Origin of the sequence: Fibrella aquatica (assembly GCF_041321135.1) — a bacterium.
GTDB classification, from domain to species: Bacteria; Bacteroidota; Bacteroidia; order Cytophagales; family Spirosomataceae; genus Fibrella; species Fibrella aquatica.
The window spans coordinates 108,114-129,452 of sequence record NZ_JBGGWF010000001.1 but is presented as its reverse complement, the minus strand read 5'-3'; the positions used below and the strand labels follow the sequence as shown (position 1 = coordinate 129,452).

General features: G+C 52.0%; 16 protein-coding genes and 1 tRNA gene. 4 read left to right on the top strand and 13 right to left on the bottom strand.

All coding sequences use genetic code 11. From position 1 onward, the window contains the following. Positions 1-45: 45 nt before the first annotated feature. The 11 genes from ACAW87_RS00450 to ACAW87_RS00400 form a co-directional block, all read right to left on the bottom strand. Positions 46-1,362, bottom strand: a complete 1,317-nt coding sequence (locus tag ACAW87_RS00450) for a WG repeat-containing protein (protein ID WP_370721176.1) — start codon at positions 1,360-1,362, stop codon at positions 46-48. 68 nt (positions 1,363-1,430) lie between these two features. After that, on the bottom strand, positions 1,431-2,519 hold the full coding sequence (locus ACAW87_RS00445) for a glycoside hydrolase family 130 protein (protein WP_370721175.1): 1,089 nt from the start codon (positions 2,517-2,519) through the stop codon (positions 1,431-1,433). Positions 2,520-2,638: 119 nt separating this feature from the next. Next, positions 2,639-4,120 carry a hypothetical protein gene (locus ACAW87_RS00440; protein ID WP_370721174.1) on the bottom strand — a complete coding sequence of 494 codons (1,482 nt, stop codon included), beginning with the start codon at positions 4,118-4,120 and terminating at the stop codon, positions 2,639-2,641. Positions 4,121-4,235: 115 nt separating this feature from the next. After that, a complete protein-coding gene (locus ACAW87_RS00435) occupies positions 4,236-7,943 on the bottom strand; it encodes a hypothetical protein (RefSeq protein WP_370721173.1) in 3,708 nt (1,235 codons plus the stop codon). Positions 7,944-8,111: 168 nt separating this feature from the next. Next, entirely contained in the window at positions 8,112-8,654 is a 543-nt protein-coding gene (locus tag ACAW87_RS00430; protein ID WP_370721172.1) for an REP-associated tyrosine transposase, read from the bottom strand. A gap of 173 nt (positions 8,655-8,827) precedes the next feature. Continuing rightward, positions 8,828-10,306: an FtsZ/tubulin family protein gene (locus ACAW87_RS00425; RefSeq protein WP_370721171.1), complete on the bottom strand. Its 1,479-nt coding sequence runs from the start codon at positions 10,304-10,306 to the stop codon at positions 8,828-8,830. 110 nt (positions 10,307-10,416) lie between these two features. Then, positions 10,417-10,791, bottom strand: coding sequence for a hypothetical protein (locus ACAW87_RS00420; protein WP_370721170.1), 375 nt, complete (start codon positions 10,789-10,791; stop codon positions 10,417-10,419). Between the two features lie 108 nt (positions 10,792-10,899). Beyond that, positions 10,900-12,174 (bottom strand): hypothetical protein, encoded by a 1,275-nt coding sequence (locus ACAW87_RS00415; RefSeq protein WP_370721169.1) that lies wholly within the window; start codon positions 12,172-12,174, stop codon positions 10,900-10,902. Positions 12,175-12,278: 104 nt separating this feature from the next. After that, a complete protein-coding gene (locus ACAW87_RS00410) occupies positions 12,279-12,878 on the bottom strand; it encodes a hypothetical protein (protein ID WP_370721168.1) in 600 nt (199 codons plus the stop codon). Positions 12,879-12,992: 114 nt separating this feature from the next. Continuing rightward, positions 12,993-14,390, bottom strand: coding sequence for an efflux RND transporter periplasmic adaptor subunit (locus ACAW87_RS00405; RefSeq protein ID WP_370721167.1), 1,398 nt, complete (start codon positions 14,388-14,390; stop codon positions 12,993-12,995). Between the two features lie 110 nt (positions 14,391-14,500). Beyond that, on the bottom strand, positions 14,501-16,051 hold the full coding sequence (locus ACAW87_RS00400; protein ID WP_370721166.1) for a TolC family protein: 1,551 nt from the start codon (positions 16,049-16,051) through the stop codon (positions 14,501-14,503). A gap of 41 nt (positions 16,052-16,092) precedes the next feature. Here ACAW87_RS00400 and ACAW87_RS00395 point away from each other — a divergent pair, with 41 nt between their 5' ends. After that, entirely contained in the window at positions 16,093-16,932 is an 840-nt protein-coding gene (locus tag ACAW87_RS00395) for an aminotransferase class IV (RefSeq protein WP_370721165.1), read from the top strand. Positions 16,933-17,066: 134 nt separating this feature from the next. On the opposite strand, the gene ACAW87_RS00390 is transcribed toward ACAW87_RS00395, so the two are convergent. After that, a complete protein-coding gene (locus ACAW87_RS00390; protein ID WP_370721164.1) occupies positions 17,067-17,747 on the bottom strand; it encodes an ABC transporter ATP-binding protein in 681 nt (226 codons plus the stop codon). Between the two features lie 91 nt (positions 17,748-17,838). On the opposite strand from ACAW87_RS00390, the gene ACAW87_RS00385 reads away from it, so the two are divergent. Next, on the top strand, positions 17,839-18,258 hold the full coding sequence (locus tag ACAW87_RS00385) for a hypothetical protein (protein WP_370721163.1): 420 nt from the start codon (positions 17,839-17,841) through the stop codon (positions 18,256-18,258). Between the two features lie 135 nt (positions 18,259-18,393). On the opposite strand, the gene ACAW87_RS00380 is transcribed toward ACAW87_RS00385, so the two are convergent. Continuing rightward, positions 18,394-19,458, bottom strand: a complete 1,065-nt coding sequence (locus ACAW87_RS00380) for a DUF4097 family beta strand repeat-containing protein (protein ID WP_370721162.1) — start codon at positions 19,456-19,458, stop codon at positions 18,394-18,396. A gap of 276 nt (positions 19,459-19,734) precedes the next feature. Between ACAW87_RS00380 and ACAW87_RS00375 the strand changes: the two genes are divergently transcribed. Both ACAW87_RS00375 and ACAW87_RS00370 read left to right on the top strand, forming a co-directional pair. Beyond that, positions 19,735-20,490 carry a hypothetical protein gene (locus ACAW87_RS00375; protein ID WP_370721161.1) on the top strand — a complete coding sequence of 252 codons (756 nt, stop codon included), beginning with the start codon at positions 19,735-19,737 and terminating at the stop codon, positions 20,488-20,490. A 193-nt stretch (positions 20,491-20,683) separates the two neighbouring features. Beyond that, positions 20,684-20,759: transfer RNA gene (locus tag ACAW87_RS00370), tRNA-Gly, on the top strand. Positions 20,760-21,339 lie beyond the last annotated feature (580 nt).

Genomic DNA, 21,339 nt, shown 5'->3' with positions numbered 1-21,339 from the left:
GTACCTAAGCGGAGCCATTCTTAATTCTTAATTCTCAATTCTTAACTACCTTATCCGGTCGCCGTTTCGGTCGAGGTCGTAGCTATTGCCGTTGATGGTTACGCGGGCGCGGCCTTCTTTGTAGACCTCGATGTCGTCGTAAACGGGTAGGATCATCCATTTTCCTTTTCGCCATAAGCCCCACTGTCCGTCTTTCCGGGCGGGGCGTTCACCGTACTGGCCCACATCACCAAGTAATTCGTCGTAGGGTTCCTCCCGAGGCGATACGGGGGCTGTTGCCGTTGCTTCGGTGTCGCTGTTTCTGTCGACTTCCGGCTTCTTTTTTGACCGCTTCTTCCGTTTGGGCTGGGTACGTTCGCGTTCACGGGCTTCCTCATCAGCCCGGGTGGCTTCTGCCTGTTCAATCCGGGTACGTTCCAGTTCGTCTTTTTCCGACGAGCCATTACTCTTTATCAGCACCATCACAAAGCCAATCAGACCACCGGCTATCAGCAGAGCTACTAGAAAATCGCGCCAGCCGGTCGCCGCTTTTTTGGCTGTCGGAGCCGCCGGATTTGGCGACAGTGGCGGGTTTACTGTTCCCACCGGGGCCGAACCAGGTCGGGGCTGACCAGCCGGCACGGGATCAACGGTTGGCGTACGATCCCACCAGGCCAAGTGCCGCCAGTCGGTTGAAATGAGCTTTTCGCGAAGGGTACTCCCCTGTGGTTCTTTTTCGGACGCGTAGAAATTGGCGGTCAGGTACGTCAGTACGGCGTCGGCAATGGCTTTCTCGTCGTAATTGATAGCCCGAAACAACGCCCGAATGGCCGGAGCCGGAATATGCTCCTTGTAATCGTCCAGAATATCGCGGACTTTCTGCTTCATCGTCTCCGCCGTTTCCAGGAACGTACCTGACGGTGCATCAGCGGCACCAGCAGATGACATACCTGCGCCCATTACATCGGCCATTGTCGCCGCAGCCGACGTACCTGATGCAGATGAGGTGCCGGATTTGGCCGCTTCGGGAGCAGCCGTGTCGGGAATCTGAGCCAGTATACGCGGCACCCATTGATCAACCACGAACGTGCGCGACAGACCAAGGCGCTCAGCATCCAGGGCAAAACCGCCAATCTGCACATCCGACAACTTTTTCCGGTTATCAATCGCCACTGTCCGAATCAGCACCTGCAAATCGAGAATCTTGCCGAACTGCGGATTTAATGGCCGGGTCACATCTTCAACCAGCCGAAGGAAGTCAGTGATACCAAGCTCGGTAGCCTCGGCAGGTAACCCAGTGCGGGCCCATTGCCAGTCGGCAACGTTGCCCTCGTGGAGTACCAGTTCATTCTTGATCCGTTCGCGGAGTTCCTCGAGAGACATGTAATAGTATTTCGGATTGTGAATTTTGGATGTTAGATGTATTGATTCGTTGAAAAGATAGTTGCCACTTATCGCGGGGCCGTTGCTACGCCGATTTTGGAGTCGGCGGTACCGTAATACAAAAACCAGCGACCTTTAAACGCGACCATCCCTTCCAGAAACACAACCTGATTTACCTGCCCCTGCGTTTCATAAGGCTGGTCGGGTTTAATAAAATAAGACGCTGTCCGGTCAAGTAATTTCGCCGGGTTACGTTTATCGAACAGGAGTTGCCCGCCGGTGTATGCATTCTCAGACAAATCAGGATCGCCCTGCTTGTTGTTCATACCGTTGTAAATCAAGACAATGCCCGCCGACGTCAGCAATGCAAACGGACCGGGTTCGATCAGCCGGGCGTCGTGCTTACCGGGTCTAGATTGAGCCACCGGCTGGAACGTACCTGACGTAGTGCCTGCCAGCGGTGTCCAGTGCAACAGGTCGGGCGAGGTAGCAATGCGCAGGTCGGGTTGATCGCCCCAATACATCCAATAGGAACCGTTTATTTTCTGGGCCACCATCCGGCTTCCTTCTTTACGGCACACAATCGCGCCCGACTTCGACCAGCTATTCCGATATTGTTCCTGCCCAAAGGCCAGCCCCTGTTTTTGCCAGGTGAGCAGGTCTTTCGAGGTGGCCACGCACAGCCGCGCCTTATCACCATCGTAGGTGGTGTAGGTCATGACATACACGCCATTGACACTTTCTACCACGCGTGGATCTTCGCAGCCGCCCTCCCACTCGTAGGGTTTCATGGCATCATTGTCGGGGTAAAATACTGGCGTTGGTCTACGGGTGAAATGAACACCGTCTGTGCTTTCTGCCAAACCCAACCGCGACGTACCGTTGAATTTACCCACAGTATCTTCGGCCCGATACAGCATATACACCTTCCCGTTCCGAACCACCGCCGCTGGGTTAAACACGTCTTTCTCTTCCCAGCGCACCGTATCCTGCCGAACCGGACAGAAGAACGTCGTGCTCGCTTTCGCATCTAAAATCGGATTGACAGCATTCTGCTTCTGAAATGGACCAATCATCCACGGTTTTTCAGGCGTTGGCTGAGCCAGTAACGACAGCGGCGCAACGAGCAGGAGGAGAATAAATAAGTGTCTTTTCATAAAGGTGTCCAACGTTGGCAGAAAGGGTTTATTACCGTAAAGAAGCAAAGGCCCGAAGTTGCATAAAGGTTTTGAACCCTCAACATCTTCGAGCCTTTGGAGCAAATCACTAAAAAAATCTACACGAAGCCGATTCGGGCTTTATCGGTGATTTGCCATTTATCGCCCTGCAAGGTTAGCTGACCGGGCACTACAGTCTGAATGCGGCTGTTTGGCCCGCCCGGCTGATTTTCGTACAGACAGGCATCGCTCAGATACGAGTACGGATCGCTCATGGCCAGTTGCTGCGAGTCGGGCGACTGACTCACGCTGAACGTTGCCGTATTGGGGCTGGTGAGGTTGATTTCGTACACGGTACCTCGTTCAGCTGCTTCCAGCAAACCGGCCATACTGAATCCATTTCCGAGGTCGGCCGTACGCGCAAAGAATTTCGTTGGCTTCGCGGCGGGAGCTGGTGGCGGCGTTGGTGCAGTGGGCTCAGCCGGTGTCTCTCCACCAAACGTACCTGGTGCTGATGGTGGCGGTGATACAACCGGTGTTGTCCGCAACGGTACCCCCTGCGATTGACCAGGGAACGTACCTGCCGGATTAGTCGGCGGCGTATTCGACGGAACATTTTGTGCTGGAATTACCGGATTGGCTGGATTTCCGTATCCGGGCCGTGGCTGGTTACCAACGGGGGCTGACGACGGTATGCCCCCCCGGTCGGCAGGTACGTCGGCGCGGCGGGGTGGTTCGGCCTGAGGCATCATTCCTCGCTCGGCAGGGCCACGATCGGCCGTTGGTTGGGGTATTTGGGGACGATCGAGTGGGCGATTAGCCGAGGTTGACTGGGCCGAAGCCGCCAGTTTTTTCTCCGCGATTGTGAGGCGATTGGCCAGTTCGGCGACAGTACTGCTCAGTCGGTTGTTTTCGTCCTGCAAACCAGCCAGCCGGGCATCTTCTTTATCTGACACAATCGTGCCTGTACCCCGCTGACGCTGGCTCATAAATAGCAAATAACCAAGTCCGGCCAGGTTAACAAGTGCCAGCCAGAACGCCCACGTACCCAGCGACGTGCCGGTACCGGTCGAGGCCGTTTCAGCACCGTCAACAGACGATTCCCCTTCTTGCAAGGCAGCCAATTGTTCGCTCACAGCTTTGTCGGGATCAGACCCACCCGCGAGCGCCGTCATTTTGGTCTGGTAACTGGCAAATGAAGCCAGTTGAGTTCGGTGCGCCCGTTCTGCTCCGTTTGTCACGCGTTTCATCACGTAGCGGCGCAGGCTATCGAGCACGGCCCCTTCACTGCTAAACGCATCGGCGGCAAACTCATCGTTCAGCATCATACTGTGCTTTTTGATGTCGTTAACCAGCCCATCCGCCTTTTTCAGATTATTCGCTTTGATAAAATCAGCCAGATCGCCGTAGGTGGCGCATTCATCACAAGCTGGTTTTTTAGCAGCCCCGAACGTTTTCTGATCAGTTGCCAAAAACTCCAGCGTCGCTTTCGCCATGCCGAACGTGCTGGTTTCAATACCCGTTGGCTCGGTGGCTGGTGCCGTTTGCGCCAGCGCTTTCACCGCCAGCAAACAAAAGAGAAGAGTTGAGGTGAGTTTCATAGAGGTCAAGAGAAAGGGTTTAGCGGGTGTTTTTTGACAGGATTTACAGGATTTTTCGCTTGCTCTTTATGAAGGAGAAAATCCTGTAAATCTTGTCAAAAAATAACTATCAAGACTACCCGGCAATGTGCTTCGACAATTCGTAGAGCGCGTGTTTCAGGGGAAGGAAGAAATACGTCTCCGACACCGCCTGATTGGGTTCCTGCTCCAGACCCGTACGCGCCAGCATATAGCTATCATACAGTGCACCACTACGCGTCACGTCTGAACCAACCAGGAACGTCAGGTATTGCTCGGGCGTCTGAATGTTGTGTTCGCTCAGGAAGTAGGCCACATCACGGTCATTCAGCGTTTTCTCCAGGAACGTTTTCACGTTGGTCAGCACCGAGTCGTGGAAAGTCCGGTCGCCGCTTACCTCACCAATCCGAGTACGACGGTACTCGAATGGCGCGTTGACCACTTTCGACGTCGACGGGGCGGGCGTTGATCCGTAGGCGGGCTGGCCTGGGTACGTTGTCCCCCAACTGCTGACAGGTGCGCCGAAACCAGTGGGTTCTGATGTGGGAGTAGATTCGGCCGGCGATGGCAGCGATTTCTGTTCGATCGGCGCATTGCCCCAATAACAGGTTGTTTGCCGGCTGTTGTACTTGCCTTTTTCCGTAAGACTAGCGTTCTCAAACAGCACTGCCCCGTTGGCCGTCGTCTCCTTCGGATTTTCGCTCAGCACCACCTCAAAATCGGGTGGTACAGGCAGGGTGGTATACGCCCTGAACAGCATCTTGGTAAACTCGATCAATCGGCGCGATGAGCCCAGCATTTTCAGGTACTGACTGCCTCGACCGGTGAATGTCAGGTAACGCGGCAGGCCCATTTCGTTGGCCTCGATTACCTGCACCAGATGGTACACAATGGCCGAATAGTGCAGGAAGAGCACGATCCGCAACGCAGGACGGCCGTCTACAATCGACTGGGTGAACTTGTAATGGCTATCGTTACGGAACAGCAGGCTGACAATATCCTCGGCGCTCAGATCATTGTTGGCCAGGAACGTATCCAGAATCTGATCTTCCTGAGCGGGGGCCTGTGTCAGCGTCCGGCGGTATTGCAGGTAGTTCAGAATGAAGCCGTTGTCTTTCTGGTGCGATGGATACCCCTGTTGATTTAGACCTCCTCCCCAGATATCGTACCCCGCAAACCGGAACGAGGTGTTCAGGTACTTGTTCTGCTGCTTCATAAACAGCATGATATCGGCCGTACCACCTCCGATATCCACGTTTACGGCGTCGGCAAACGATTTCACGCCTTTTGTGACGAGGAAAAAGTGCGGAGCCAACGATTCGGGAATAGGGTCTGGCCGGAAAAACTGCGTGGTTTTGAACACGCGCTGGAACGCATTTCGCCACTCGGCCACCAGTTTATCTTCCGTATCGGCCTGCATACTAGTTGGGGCCAGCCACGTGATTTTAGTGTCGGTCAGATTCCCCTGATTGAGCAGAATTTTATTCCGCATCAGCAACAACAGCGTCTCAAAAAATGCCCGTACTCGCGGCCGGTTCATGGGGTCGCCGGGTTGATTCTCAAACAGCCATTTCAGGTTGGTAACGTACCTGTTCACGCCTGTGGCGCCATCTTCCAGGTCGATATTGAAACCAAGATTGATCTTGCTGAAGAGGTTGTCGCCCGAATCGGCAGAACCCGTCTTTTCATAAACCGTCGTCCGCAACGGAAAGGCGAAGGGCGAGCCGTACGTCGACCCCACAATAGAAGGTACGAATTCACGCCGGATGAACTGGTCCATTTCCGGAAACTGACCCTGTTTTACGCCTAGCCGATACCGGTCGTAAGGTGTCTGCGCTTCGTAGCCTTCATACGGTTTACTGAGCGTCACCATCTGCAACTCGTCGGCATCCAGATTCACCTTATCGTCACTGATAGTCAGCGTTTTCGGATCGGCGTTACCCAGGTTTGTATCGGTATACGCCACGTGTGTGTTCGACGTACCGAAGTCGATAGCGAATGTAAACGGCTTATAACCTCGCTCACTGATGATCGTGAATTTAGGCACGATCACGCCCCGATACGGAACACCGTTCCGCTGAAGCTGCACTTCGATCAGATCAAACGCCTGCGGCACCTTATAGTAATACGAAGCCGCCTGTGTTGGCCCCGATTTAGGGGTGCGATGATCAGGCGCGGGCACAACCAGCGGCTGATTATTCACTACCTGCGGAAACTGGAAGAACCGCACCGACCGTGCCGCGTGGAAATTCACGTCGTCTTTGCTGGCATCCAGCAGCATCACATTGTACTCGTTCAGCGCCTGTAGCTGTGCGTCGGGTACCGTGATTTTGTAGAATGGGAAACAGGCCAGCCCCGCCCGGAACTCGATCATCGTGTCGGGGTTACCGAGGTTGTATTCCTTGCGGAAGGTTACCGTCCGGTTGTTTTTGACCGGAATGCTCAACGACGCAATGATGACTCGGTCCATGCCCCGGTCTTCGGTGCGCAGAGTAAGCTGTCTGGCCAGATCTTCCATGCGGAAGAAGCTGAAATACTCTTTCCGAACCGGTAGCAGAAACTCCATATCGCCCGGAGTACCGGTAAAAAAACGGCCGCTGTTAAGCTTGAACGGCATCCTGATCAGGAAATCTTCCAGAAAATCATCGGTCGTCACGAACGGGTATTTCACATTGTCGACGCCCGGCAGGAAGCGCTCCGACAGCAGGAAACCACCGCCCAGATCGCGTTGCCGCATAATGACCGTGTTGCTGTTCCAGTTGGTATTCTTCACGTACCGGCCCGCTACGTCCATGCGCGAGGCCAGCGCCAGCGGTTTGCGTACGCCCGTTGCGGCACCATTGCTGGTTTCACGGGTGTAGAAATCAACGGTCGGCATCATCAGAAAATCGGAGTTCTCTTCGATGTCGTTCAGCACGTCGTCTTCGCGAACACGGTAGAGCGGCATACCGGGTAGCACCTGCAGCACCGACGTACTTTCGCCACGTACCTGAATAGGCTCGAAATTGCTGAGTGTCATGCCTGCCGTAACCGGTGGCGTAACAGCACTATCGAAGAATACTCGGTACAGGTATTCCTTAAACCCTCCCGGTGGCATCAGGTTATTATACTGCTCATACCAGCGGCGCAGGTACGTGGTAAAGCCTTCGTCGCGAGCGTTCAGCGGCACGTAATCATTCTGAAACAGCGTACGTCCGGTGCTACTCTTTGGCGGATCGATGAACTTATTCTGGCGCTCCTGTTCCCAATTGGGAGTGGTAAATACCAGCGTCAACGGCGAGGTACCACCGAGCAAAGCGCCTTTGTAGTAGATTAAGGTTGTGGTTTGAACAGCCGCCAGCTCATTCCGGAAATCGAGTTCCAGCGCCTTGGCCAGCACCTGATGCGGATGCCGTGCCAGACCGGATGCACCGCCCCCGCCCGTAGCAGAGGCCAGTTTACCTAACCGTTCCCCCCGATTCCAGAGCTTGTAGGTCAGGTCGTCGGAATTGCCCGCCTGAAACAGCAGTTCAAGCAGGTCCAGCGTGTGCGACACCAGCACGTGATACATGCTGAGTTCGGCGGGCTGGAGGTTGTTCTTCACCATCCGGAACGCCGTATCGAACAAATACAGCCGCGCAAAGGGCGACGGAATAGACGTACCTGCCTTGGCCGCCGACCCAGCCGCACCACCAGCGGCGGCGGTCAGCGTATCGGGAATATGTTCAATGCGGTTGCCCGTCAGGCCTGCCGGACTACCCGTCCAGCCGTTATGATTCTGCTGACTAACGTTCGGGTCGGTATCTATGCGAAGGATGTGAGGCATCAAAAAATGGTTTAATGTTGCTGGTCAGGATTTGCAATCTTGACCTCTATAACCGCGCGTTTGTAACGCGCATCTAGCGTAAGCAATTTTAATCTGTGTAAAGGCGCGTTACAAACGCGCGGTTACATAAGTCAGGATTGCAAATCCTGACCAGCGAGCTTCAACCAGCTACAAAACAATGACGTCGAGCAAGCCTTTATTCCCAACATACGTACGGGCCGAGCTATGCAGATATTGTTCTGGATACTCCACAACGCCTGCCCGAACAGGGTTATCATGAATGTAGTGTAGTTTCTGAAACATAAACTCATTGGTGTGAATCTCTTTAGGCTCATTACCATCCTGCCAGAACTTAAAATTGGTAATGCGGGTATCGTGACGTCCAGCAAATTCAAACTGATTCAACATCCATTTACGTCGACTTTCAGGCTCCATCAGTATGCGATTTGTAATCTTTTTGCTCGTAAACTTCTTAAAATCACGCAAAATATCTGACAAACTAAATCCCTCTGCGGCACTTGCCAGAAGGTGAAGATGATTAGTCATCAATACCCAGGCATACAGTTCAAGCCCCTTATTGGCCTGGCAAAAAGCCAGCGAATCAACAATATCCTGTTTGTATGTAGGCCTTGTAAACACGTCAACCCAATCCACTACAGTCAGCGTCAGAAAATACATATATCCTTCACTAATCGGGTTTCGCAGGGCCATTGTTGCTACAAGTTCTAAAGTTGATGCTGGTCAAGATTTACAATCTTGACCCTTCTAACCGCGCGTTTGTAACGCGCTTTTGCTTTTATACAAGTTAAAAAATTGCTTACGCTTCATGCGCGTTACAAACGCGCGGTTAAGTAGGTCAAGATTGTAAATCTTGACCAGCCACGCTACGCATCTGCCAGCTGGCGATTCAGCGGGCCTAGTTTTTCGATACTCTTGTCGGCTACTTCCATCAGAAGCTGCATAAAGCGGGCTTCGTTGGTTGGGTACGCCGCTTTGAGGTTGTTTTGCGCTTTACCCGCCGCTTCCTGCAAAAAGCCTTCGCTGATGCCTTTGCTGAAGAAACTCGTTTCAATCCGCTTCGACCGAATAAGACCGTTGAAATCACTGTCCAGATCGAAGGGAACAAAACTGCGATCGTTGACCGACAATTCGCGAAGCCACGTTTTGTAGGCGTTGATGAAGTTATCGAGCGAGGTGTAGAACGTACCTGAACGAAGCGTTTGCGGCAGATTCAACTCTTTGGCAAAAGCTTCACTAAGGTTATTCGGCAAGAAATCGGTGTAGAATTTAGCGGCGTAAGTAAACCGAACCATCGGCTCCAGCAAGTTCTGATACGTCACATCACCGAAATGCGCCAGGTCGAGGCTACGGTCGTTACGCCGTAGACCGTATTCGAGGTAGCGTTTGTCTGAACTGAACTCACCGGGTCCGCGACGGGCGAAGTCGAGCACGGCCTCGGCGGCAAGCATCTCTACTACGTGCGCGTTGTTGGCCTGCTTGGCTCCACCTTCCACGTTCGGGTACAGCTTCGCGCCGGGCCGGTCGCCGATGTAATACAGCGCATCAAGGTCGATCTGACTCTGGTAGTACGACAGGGCCGCTTTTGTTTTCGACAAAAAGCGATTCTGATCGATGGCGCTTTGGCTATTTTCTTCCAGCGCGAAATACGGCATCACCGTCACCGCGCCTTTTTTGGCGTTGCGGATCGGCATTTTCTGGCTGGGATGTTGCAGCAGTTTCACCAACTGCGGAAAGCCCGCCGACCCCGTTCCTCCGAAGATCGAACTGATCACGAAAATCCGGTCGGTCTGATCGTTGAACGCGCTGATGAAATACTTGTAAACCGGCGAGTCTTCCAGCGCATTGAATACTACACTGCCAATGTTCGGGTTGCCCTTGAAGCCCACCGACAGATTAAGCTTCAGTTCCGCGTTGGTCGGCTTGGCCGAATTATCGTATAGCAGTTTCAAAAATTCACGGTCGATTTCCTCCATGCTGCTGACGTTCAGAAATTCCTCGAACGTGCCCTGATGGTCGGTCAGTTTCGGCAACACCGAATCACCGATCTGCTGTTGGGCGTTCTCCGCCTGCAACGTACCCAGCGGTTGCAACGACGTCCCAAAAAACGGCCGCTTTCCGTTCCGGTCCTGGGGTCCGTTCGGATAAGCCCCCGACCGTAGACTCCGGTACAGTTCAACCAGCCGCAACGCACGCTCGGTGTCGCCGTTCTGCATATCCATATCCAGCAGAATCGGGATAATCGTCAGATCATTAGGTACGTTGGCACCCGAGGCCAGCAACATCGTCAGTGACCGCAACACACGGGCACCCGTACCACCAATACCGAATAGGAAGAGTTTCATAGAAAGGGAGTTCAATGTTTAACGTTCAATGTCTAAAGTTGCGCCGCTAGTCAACCGATCGTCAGTAAGCAGCGCAACTTTAGACATTGAACGTTAAACATTGAACCAATTTAAAATGGCGTTCTCTTAGCGAAGATGGATGCATTCTTCAACGCCAGGGAGAACAGAAAAAACAAAATGGCAGCTAGTAGTACGTTGACACCACCGAAGCCGGTCATGTACGAGTCGGCATCGTCGGCACCGGTGCGGTCTTTAGCATACCAAACAGCATAGGCATAGGCGAAGATCAACGTACCCACCAGCGTGATGGCCCAGTGTAGTGTTCGGTGAAAAACGGGTTTCCACCGGCCCAGCGCCACATAAAAAACGGCAGCCACACCCAACGCTACCAGTAACGTCATGGTGCCCACCGGCGTAAAGATTTCGTCAACGTAAATCGGGTCGTTATTCTGCCCGAGGAAGAGCTCGTAAATGGATGTGAACATGGGGGTGAATTAAGAATTAAGAATGGAGAATTAAGAATTAGCTTCGCTGGACTGCAATACGGCTCAAAAGCGAAGCTAATTCTTAATTCTCCATTCTTAATTCTTAATTTATTTAGACAGTTTAATACTCATCGAAGCGAATTCATTGCCGTTGGTTTGGTAGGCTTCGCGAACGCCGGTCATCAGGTGTTCGAGGGCGAAGGTCTTGTTCCGCCGACCGTCTGCCGACCGATCGTCCATCGTTGACCAGTCTGCGTACCACGAATCGAAGCGAACGGGCAGCTTTAGGGCCATTGTGGCTTCGTCGGCAAACAAACTAGAAACGCGGAAGGTGAGCACATGCGTATTTTGGCTCAGGAGTTTTTGTTCCCGATCGCTCATACGGCCCGTTTCTACAGCGCCTTTACGCTGCACTTTCACCAGCTTAATCTCGCCATTGTCGACCGTAGTGGCCAGATTCTTCTGTAGGTACGTCTCGGCCTGTGCGTAGTCGGGCAGGCCAGCCAGGTTCAGGCCAATGGCAAATTCAATGGGCTTGGCTTTACGGCCCATTTCAATGTTGGTGAGGTTGTTACGCTCGGCACGCCATTCACCGCTTTTGTTCAGGCCGAAGAAGAGATCGTATTGTTTCAAGGCACCCGCCGCCCCAAAATCGAGGCGTTTAGCCGGGGCCGTCGACAAGCTTTCGAGCAGTTGCTTCGTGAACGGGGCAATCAGGCTTTGCTTACCAATAATCCAGACATAAAAAGGGCGGGCTTCTCCTTTCAGCGCCTGTTTCTGATTCTGATAGGTGTAATACGTGCCGTTGAACGGCGAGGTATAAGCCAGCACCGTTGCGCCAATCCCCTGCTTGTTAAACGTAGCAAACTGGTCGTAGATACTGTTTTTCAACGTGCTCGATGCATCATTGCGGTTCACCTCCGGATTGCGTTTGATGTCGGCATCGGGGAACGATAGAATACAGTCAGACACTAAAATAGCGACGTTATTGCCTTTGGCTTTTTCGCCCACCTGCCTGAAAATCTGGTGTAGCTCCGAGCTTTTGCCTGTTGCCAGCGGCGTAGTAGCCATTTGGGCCACAAACGTGTTCACGTCGCTGCTAACGGGCTGTGGTTTTCCCGAAATGGTGTAGAGCGAAACGGGTTTGATCTGGTTGGCTTTCGTGACTACATCGGCCACCACATCTTTAAACGTTGTACCACCTTTAAGATAACCGCCCATACTGGCCGAGGTTTCCAGAAAGAAATGGACCGTACCAACCGTCTCCGCTTTGGCAGGTGCCGTAGCCTCACCTTTAGGCGTGCGTTTTTTACTGTCGCCGCAAGAAGCAACCGTCAGCGAGATGAGCAGAAGAAACAGAAAATTGCGTGTGTGTAGGGGCATGGTTTCTAGTTTAAAGTCCAAAGTCCAATGTCTAACGTTGCGCCGCTATTTAACCGATTGTCAGTAAGCAACGCACATTAGACATTGAACTTTGAACATTGAACTTATTTAGACCGATAAGGTAAGATGTAAACGGCAAAACCTAGGCTAAGTAGTGCATAAGCATACCAACCGGTAGCATCATCGGCTTCAAATCCGTCGAAAATAGCGCCTACGTAGGCAAACAGAGAGGCCCAGACAACAAGCCAGTACATCCAGCGAATACGGCCACGACTTCCGGTTGCGTTGATGAAGAAAAAGACAGCTTCAATAACGAGCAGAGTCGCCGCAACCGCACCAAACAGCGACTCGATCAATTTCGGGTTTGGGCTGGAATACCCGTTGGACTGCCCTCCCGATAGTAGAAGCAAGACCAACGCGCCGAGTGATAACAGGCTGCCCAGCCAACCCATACCCCGCCCGGAACGTACCTGAACAGGAATCGAAACAGGCTGTGGAGCCAGTGGTCGAGCGGGCGGATTGATGTCGAACTGACTCCCTCCTGTGTCGACCAATACGCCGTGGCGCAGGGCTACGGGCTGACCAGCGGCAACGAGGCCTTCACTCACAACCTCATCGAGCCGGAAATACTGTACCTGCCCCGCCTTGGTCCTGAGCAGTCCACAATGAGTAAGCGGATCGTAGTGAATAATGATGCCGTGCATGCATAAAAAGAGTTTGTGGTTTGTAGTTTGAGGTTTGTCGTTGCGCTGCTAACTCGGGAAACGACTCCTCAGCAGCGCAACGACAAACCTCAAACTACAAACCACAAACTCCGTTTATTCCTCCTCCTTCTTGGCTTTTTGCTTATTCGGGTCGCGTTTGATGATCAGATCGCCCGGTTTGAGCTTTTTCGACACGGCTAAGAACGGACCGGCAATGACCTGATCGCCGGGCTTTAGGCCCGACAGAATTTCGATATTTTCGAAATCACTGATGCCAGTTTTCACTTCACGTTGGGCCGCTTTTCCGTTTTCAGCCACAAACACGATCTCTTTTATAGCCGCTTTCTTGGCCGTATTTTTCGTATCCTCAACGGCATTGTTGTCGGTGGGTTTGGCTGCGGCCATGAGTTGGGTACTATCGGCACGGGTGGTTACGGCGGCAATCGGTACGGCCAGTACACCCAGTTTACGATCGGTGATGACCTCTACCGAAGCCGTCATGCCCGGCTTAAAGGGAAAACCTTTACCTCCCAATTTCTGCGACAGGTCGGCATACGAATTATTCAGGATCTTAATCTTTACTTCAAACTCAGTTACGGCGTCGGTCGACATGGCTGATGCAGCACCTGAGCTACCAGCCAGGCCATTGGCCGTATTGGCAACTTCGGTTACGATACCTTTGAACTTACGCCCAGCCGTGGTGTATGAATCGACCTCGATATCGGCGGTGTCCCCCAGGGTCACCCGAACAATATCGTTTTCATTCACATTAACGCGCACCTCCATGTTGTTGAGGTTGGCCAAGCGCATTATCTCAGTACCTGCCATTTGCGACGTACCCACTACGCGTTCACCCTGCTCCACGTTCAACTTCGATACGGTGCCGTTGACGGGTGAATAAATCGTTGTCTTACGCAGGTTTTCTTTGGCATCGCGCAAACTAGCCTGTGCGCTTTGAATGCTGAACTGGGCCGCCCGTACGTTGGCTTTCTGCGATTCAATATCCTGCCGGGCCACGTTATAGTTGGCCTCGATGGTTTCAAAATCAGCCTGCGAAATCACTTTTTCGGCCAGGAGTTTCCGGCTCCGCTCATAGTCGGCTTTGGCGCGAATAAGGCGGGCCTCGGCCTGCATTACACCTGCTTTCGACTGTTCGAGTTGCGCCTTACTCTGGTTTACCGTTGCCTCTGCCCGCGCCGAAAACGATTCGTAGTTATCTGGACGAATGCGGCACAGCAGCTGACCAGCCTTAACCGGGTCGCCCTCCTTTACATACATGGCAATAATTTCTCCCGACACGTCCGGGCTGATTTTTACCTCGATTTCAGGCTGAACCCGGCCCGATGCACTAACCCGTTCAATAATGTCGGTTCGTTGCGCGGTAGCAAAATCAACATCGGTGGTGGGGGGCTTTCCGATAATGCCTGCCTGTTTGGCAGCCACAAGGCCACCTACTAACAATACGGCTACGATGCCCAATATCCACCAAAGGCGGTTCGATTTCTTTTTCATGTGAAGAGGGAAGTAATGAGTGGATTAGTGAATGAGTGGATGAGCGAATGCTTGGTATCGTTTATAGTATCAAATCCAGACGTTCGCCCATCCACTCATTCACCAATTCACTAATCAAAAGTGAGTGGCTTATTCTGGTAAAAATCTAAAATCTTGACTCGGAAAACGTAATCGTATTTAGCCTGTACCAGACTGGCGCGGGCACGGTCGAGGTTGCTTTTGGCTACGTTATAATCGGTTGAGTTCAGTGCCCCGGCATTAAACCGACTTTCTGACGCCTGAAAAGCGCGTTCTAATTGCGATACCTGCGCGGATGTTGCGCGGTATCGGTTCGAAGAAGCTTTCAAGTTCGTGTAAGCCGTTTCAATAGTTTGCCGGAGCTGTAGGCGGGTGTTGGCGGCCGCAATTTCGGAATTTTGCTGTTGCAACGTCGCCGTCAGAATACGCGTCCGGGCCTGTGTGCGGTTGAAGATCGGAATCTGCAATTGCAGGTTTATAGACCGGTTCAGGTTGTTACCCAACTGCTCGGTGAACGAATAGTTTTGCCCCCGAAATCTTTCCTGAACGAAGGTCACCGTCTGAGGAATACCATTAAACAAAACGGTTTGATCTACCTGAGTGGTGCCATCGGCGATCATTCTTTGCCGACCCACGTTGGAGTACAGCGTACTCAGGTTACCGTTCATTGTCAGGGAGGGCAGCAAATTGGCCCGGGCTACCTGAACGCCCACGGCATCGCTACGTACCTGAAGATCGGCCGCCTTAATGTCGGGCACGAACTGCTGAGCCGTCTCAAATACCTGTTGTGCGGTGGCGTTATAGGGGTCAAGAGTCGGGTCGGGAACAGCAATCGGCTCTACCTCGAAGCCGTTGATACCGGGACCACCTGCCGGTACGTTCATGGCCTGCAGCAACGCCAGTTTAGCCAGATCAATCGTATTCTGCGCGTTAACAATAGCCAATTCATCATTGGCAATCTGAGCACGAATGTCAAACAGGTTGGCTTCTGGCAACGAACCGGCATTGACCAGCCGCTGTGTGCGGTCGAGCTGGGCCTGTGATACTTCGATCTGACGCTGCGCTACAACCAATTGCTCCTGACCAGTCAGCACATTCAGGTAGTTTTGCACCACCGTCAGGCTCACGTTGTTCTCAGTAGCCTTCACTGTCGCTTCGTTCGACTGTTTCAGCAGTTGATTTTGGCGAATGGTGTTCTGTAGTAAACCGCCGTTATACAGCGTGACCTGCGCTGAACCCTGAAAATTATTTGATAATACGCCCTGATCGACGAAGTTGTTGGTGGCGGGGTTAATATTCCGGCCCGAGTTGTAGCCCTGGCTTACAAAAGCACCCACGTTAGGGAGGCGATTCAGTCGGGCCTGCCGCAACTGAGCCTCCGAATTCTGCAACTGTATCTGACTCTGGCGAATGGTCAGGTTATTGGCCAGTGCTATATCAATACACTGCTGTAACCCCAGCCGTTGTGGAACAGCTTGCCCCGTGCCGGGGGCTGCCGTTGAGGCAACCGGAGAAGTTGTTACAGCGGAAGGTGGTCCACCCGCTGTTGTCTGGGCCAAACCAGTTGTTGGCAGGTTACCTGACAGGATGAAAGCGGCCACCCCGCTGGCCAGGCCCATTCGTATGACGGGCAATCGAAACATAATCATGAGCAGTTAGATAGGTCAATGTTACACGCTTACTTTTGGCACGACCAACGTTTTGGGATAAACGGTGGAAAATCGCCATGAATCTGGTTTATAACTCGGATATACTTTCTGAGGCTGAATTCAGCCTCTTACCCACCGACCGGGCTTTTCAGTACGGCGATGGTCTGTTTGAGACAATTCGGTACGAAAACGGTAAGGTCTGGTTCTGGCCTGATCACTACGATCGGCTGATAAATGGGATGGCCGCGCTCTACATCGACGTACCTGAACAATTCAACCCCGACACCTTAAAACACGTGGTGCTCGATCTGATTCGGCAAAACGGGCTTAGCAACGGTGTTGCACGCATCAAACTACAGGTTTGGCGACAATCGGGTGGTCTTTATACGCCCACCACAAACGCGGCCAACTGGCTACTCACGGCCAAAGCAGGTCAGCCGTTTGCCCTGACAGATAAGCCCCGCCTCGGCATCTTCCGCGACATAAGGTTATCACCTTCCCGCCTCTCACCGTTTAAGACGCTCAACGCCCTGCCCTACGTCATGGCAGGGCTATATCGACAACAACACGCCTTCGACGAAGTAATCTTGCTAGACACATACGGACATTTAGCCGAGTGTGTAGCCTCGAATCTATTCTGGCTAAAAGATGGTCAACTGTACACCCCTTCACTCGAATCAGGCTGCATTAATGGCATCATGCGTCGGCAACTGCTCCGCAACCAGCTTGTTCACGAAGGTCTTTTCCTACCAGACGTATTGGAATCGGCCGACGCGGTTTTCTGCGTGAATGTAGGCGGTATCCAAACCCTGCTAGGTACGCCGGAGAGGATGGTACGCGAACTTTTACTGGGTACGCGGATTGAAGGGATTTAAAAGGATTCGCGCGGATTTTTGGATTTAAACTGATTTGCTCTGCCTCTGTCTGAAAATTCGCTTCAATCAAAAATCCATGTAAATCCGTCTACTCCCTTAAATCCGCGTACCCATATAAAATCCGCGTACTATTATCAAACCGCAGCGGTTGCGGTTTCCAGCCAGCCATCTTTCAGGCGTAAGACCCGGTTGCCATATTCGGCGTTGGCTTCGGAGTGGGTTACCTGCACAATCGTGACGCCGTCTTTCTGATTCAGTTCGCGGAATAACTCCATAATTTCCGATGCCTGGGCAGAGTGCAGATTGCCGGTTGGTTCATCGGCGAAAATCACTTTAGGCTGCGCCACAATGGCCCGTGCAATGCCAACCAACTGCTGTTGCCCACCCGAAAGCTGACTGGGGAACAGGTCTTTCTTGGCCACGATATTAAAGCGGTCGAGCACATCGGCGACGCGGCTTTTTCGTTCGTTGCCCGGTACGCCTTTGTAGAGCAAGGGCGTTTCAATGTTTTCGTAAACGGTTAGTTCATCAATGAGGTGGTAGGCCTGGAACACGAAGCCAATGTGACTTCGGTGCAGTTCGGTACGCCGCTTCTCCGATAATTTCTGCACGGGCTCATCCAGAAAGCGGTATTCACCTTCCGATGGCTCCTCCAGCATACCCAGAATATGGAGCAGTGTACTCTTCCCCGAGCCACTGGGTCCCATGATCGAAACAAACTCACCCGCTTCGATCGACAGGTTGATAGAGCGGAGTACATAGGTACGTCCGAACCCAGCCGGATAGTACTTTGAGACGTTCGAGAGCTGAATCATAATTACTTATATTTGACAAGGTTAAACGCTAAAAAAGTATGTAAGTATGTACCATCCTCACTTCGATGGCCCGCTGCCTCTGCACGATGATATGGGTACGTACGACCGGGTGCGATCCCATCCTCGAATCCATCAGCGCATCATTTCCAAACTTAATTTCGGCCTAAGGATACTTTACCAACAGGAAAAACGCATCAAACTTGAGCCATTACCCGAAACGATGGTTAATGAGGATCAGGCAAGCCCCACGCCGGATCTTATTCTGGTTGATCCCGCCACTGGATTTATTCATGTAATTATCGAGGTTTGCAAGACGCCAGGATTGAAGAGTGACGTGCAAAAGGTTGTTAAACTCCTTGATGATGCTGCATACGATATTAAGGAAGGATTTATTCATGACTACAAGACTGGCAAATGGTATCGTTACAAAGCCAACACTGGCGGACTGGTTGAAGAGTCATCTTGGTCTGACGTGCTTGAGTTAGACCTAAGTGCGTTTCTCCTTCCCTAACGTACCTACAATACCAAAGGTCAATCGCCGTGCCATAGCACAGAAAAGGCCCAAATCGCTTGATTTGGGCCTTTTCTGTTTTTTATATCGTCCGCATTCGGACAGCCAGCGGACAGAAAGATATCTAATATCCTTTTAGTTCTGATTTACGTACACACTACCCGCGTTGGCGGTCAGTCGAACGGGAATACCGCCGCCGTTCATTTTTCCCACGATACGGTCTTTTTCAGCCGATCCGTTGAAGTTGGTCAAGGGTGCCGTAACCCGGTTGCCGCTCAGGTCCAGATCCATGCCTTTGTTCATAGGCATCTGCACCCGTACACTGCCCGCTGTGGTCTCCAGCTTCACGAACTTATCAACACGACTCATGGCTACTTCTACGCTGCCCGCACTGGTTTCGGCGTCGATACTCCCCGCCATGTTCCGAATACGAATGCTACCACCCGATGTGCTCGTCACCAGTTCACCATCGATGCCGTCGCCCGATATGCTTCCGCCCGACGTTTGGGCTTTGATCACACCATTCAGTCCTGACAGGCGGATGCTACCCCCCGATGTATTCAGCCGGATTGTACCGTCGGAGTTACCCGCTTCAATGCTACCACCCGACGTTGCGAGATCTATCTGATTGTGGCATTCATTTAGTTTAATGCTGCCGCCTGAAGTCCGGCCCTGAATGTCACCCTTCATATCGGCCAGTTGAATACTGCCTCCCGATGTTTTGAACTGATGCTGCCCCGTCAGATGACTCATTTTAATGCTGCCACCCGATGTGCTGATGTTGGTTGTCAGGGTGCGGGGCGTGTAAAATTTAAAGCTAATGCTCAGCCCCTTCTTCCAATTCCAGTTATTGTTCTTCTGCCGGGCGGTAGCTATCAATGTGCTACCCTCCTGCCGAATCTCAATGTCGTAGTTTTCCAGTCGCTCTTCGATTTCTTCCTTGCTCAACTCGTCTTTACCATTCCAGTTGTTGGCGTGCACATACATTTCCATCCGGGCTTCAGACCCGTTGCCGCCTTCAACCAGCAGACTCCCGCCCGATGTTTGTGCCCGCAACGCGCTGATGCCCCTGAAGGTCTGTGTTTTGTAAGGTCTATCGTCCTGACTAGTGAGTTGGCTATCAACAAGCCCTGTTGATGAAGCTAGCGTGGAACCCATGACTAGAGCTGACGCGAGCAGGGTGGCGAATATGAAGTTCATGGTTAATGCTGGTTATACTGAGTTTCCTGAAAGATGCTGTTTGTGTCAAGTACGTTGCATTGACTGCACCATACCTGATGCACCAGCATTTTCATACCAAACAATTAATTCATTCATTATCAATTACTTGATAGAAACAGAAAGTCCGAATTCGGACAATTACTTTTTAAACCGGACAGCGTCTATACAATTCAACTGTTTTGTTTTATCCCATCTTGTATCTTGAACATGAACCATTCGAGTCTTTTCCGTGCGTTTTTGATAGTCCCGTTTGCAGTGGCTTATACCACTATCACTACAGCCCAGGTCGCTGATACCACAGCCCGCCTCGCTACCTCGCATCCTGGTTTCACTATTGGCATCAATGCAGGTATCAATCAGTTATACGGTGACCTGTCCAGCCCGGTTGTCCGACCTGCCTTTGGGCTGTCTATCGCGTATCCACTAAGTCGAGTGGTGGGCCTAACCCTCCTGGGCGACCTGGGTACGTTACGTGCTCAGCAAGCACCATTTTATAACTCCGTGGCGAAAGCATCGTATACGCAGGCAGCTTTAGGAGGTTCCGTGAATTTGACCAGGCTTTTTCAGTCTGACGAAAAGCGCAAACAAATTTTTTCCACCAATGCACTTTCCTTCTACCTTGCCTTGGGGCTTATCTTCTTCGATGCAACCGCATACTCGCTGACAAACGGTCAGATACAACGCTATACAAACGGAGCGGGCAGCCATCGTACGAAGGCAGATGATATTACGGCTACCGGAAAGTCAGGCATTGCCTCTACCCACGAGTTGGTCATTCCGGTTGGCCTTCGCTATTCTAAATGGCTGACTACCAACCTGAGCCTGTACGGCGATTTACGGTATAATGTGTTCAACACCGATAAACTAGACGCTACCATCGACAATGACAATACCACGGTAAGTACGCCTGGTGGAGGCGATATATATGGTAGGCCAGCCAGCAGAAACAGCCGTGATGCCTGGGCCTCTCTGTCAATTGGCATAGCCTATCGGTTCTACCGGAGCCATTAACGGGCATAAAGTATTGGCTTGTCTGATGAATTAACGATCTTTTTTGGCTGCGCTAACTCATTAGTAGTGAATCTTTTCAAGGAGACAGCCAATCTTTTCGTGCTTTTTTTTCTTCCCAACCCTTGACAACATTCGCTTAATAGACTACTTTTGCATCATCAAATCACAGATAGTTATCTGGATACGATACAATGCGAAAGTAGCTCAGCTGGTAGAGCGCGACCTTGCCAAGGTCGAGGTCGCGGGTTCGAACCCCGTCTTTCGCTCCACGAAAAAGCACCTTAAGCGGTGCTTTTTTCGTAATTGCCGGGATGGTGGAATTGGTAGACACGCCGGACTTAAAAAGTTGAGTGCGCGGCTGGAAACAGCCGATGTAGAACCGCTTAAATTCGGGGAAACCTTATCAAGCCTTGCTTGACTGGCAATCCCGAGCCAAGCCCGTCAGCAGATGTTGACGTGGAAGGTGTAGAGACTTAATAGGCGGTGCCCTAACGTTTAGTCGAGGGTGAAGAGAAAGTCCAGACCACAAATCGTTGCAAAGGGCAACGAGCAGCGAAAGCTGTAGTTGGTATGAAAATCCTGTGGGCCACAAGCCCGTGCGGGTTCGACTCCCGCTCCTGGTATCTAAAGCAAAAACCGCTGACCTTCAGCGGTTTTTTTGTTTTACCCTATTCCCATCTTTCCTTATCCAGCCATTAACTGGCGCTGTTTCATCCAGTTGCACTGATTCTGTGTGTGGGAAGATTCTTCGCTGCTTCATTGAGCGATTCCTGGTAGCACCGATCACCATTCGGTTATACCAACGGGTTTGTAAGGCAACTAGTGGTGAGGTAACGTAATCATAATACG

Excerpts from the sequence above, each read along its gene's own strand:
- ACAW87_RS00450 (WP_370721176.1), bottom strand. The coding sequence starts at position 1,362 with ATGTCTCTCGAGGAACTCCGCGAACGGATCAAGAATGAACTGGTACTC.
- ACAW87_RS00445 (WP_370721175.1), bottom strand. The coding sequence starts at position 2,519 with ATGAAAAGACACTTATTTATTCTCCTCCTGCTCGTTGCGCCGCTGTCG.
- ACAW87_RS00440 (WP_370721174.1), bottom strand. The coding sequence starts at position 4,120 with ATGAAACTCACCTCAACTCTTCTCTTTTGTTTGCTGGCGGTGAAAGCG.
- ACAW87_RS00435 (WP_370721173.1), bottom strand. The coding sequence starts at position 7,943 with ATGCCTCACATCCTTCGCATAGATACCGACCCGAACGTTAGTCAGCAG.
- ACAW87_RS00430 (WP_370721172.1), bottom strand. The coding sequence starts at position 8,654 with ATGGCCCTGCGAAACCCGATTAGTGAAGGATATATGTATTTTCTGACG.
- ACAW87_RS00425 (WP_370721171.1), bottom strand. The coding sequence starts at position 10,306 with ATGAAACTCTTCCTATTCGGTATTGGTGGTACGGGTGCCCGTGTGTTG.
- ACAW87_RS00420 (WP_370721170.1), bottom strand. The coding sequence starts at position 10,791 with ATGTTCACATCCATTTACGAGCTCTTCCTCGGGCAGAATAACGACCCG.
- ACAW87_RS00415 (WP_370721169.1), bottom strand. The coding sequence starts at position 12,174 with ATGCCCCTACACACACGCAATTTTCTGTTTCTTCTGCTCATCTCGCTG.
- ACAW87_RS00410 (WP_370721168.1), bottom strand. The coding sequence starts at position 12,878 with ATGCACGGCATCATTATTCACTACGATCCGCTTACTCATTGTGGACTG.
- ACAW87_RS00405 (WP_370721167.1), bottom strand. The coding sequence starts at position 14,390 with ATGAAAAAGAAATCGAACCGCCTTTGGTGGATATTGGGCATCGTAGCC.
- ACAW87_RS00400 (WP_370721166.1), bottom strand. The coding sequence starts at position 16,051 with ATGTTTCGATTGCCCGTCATACGAATGGGCCTGGCCAGCGGGGTGGCC.
- ACAW87_RS00390 (WP_370721164.1), bottom strand. The coding sequence starts at position 17,747 with ATGATTCAGCTCTCGAACGTCTCAAAGTACTATCCGGCTGGGTTCGGA.
- ACAW87_RS00385 (WP_370721163.1), top strand. The coding sequence starts at position 17,839 with ATGGGTACGTACGACCGGGTGCGATCCCATCCTCGAATCCATCAGCGC.
- ACAW87_RS00380 (WP_370721162.1), bottom strand. The coding sequence starts at position 19,458 with ATGAACTTCATATTCGCCACCCTGCTCGCGTCAGCTCTAGTCATGGGT.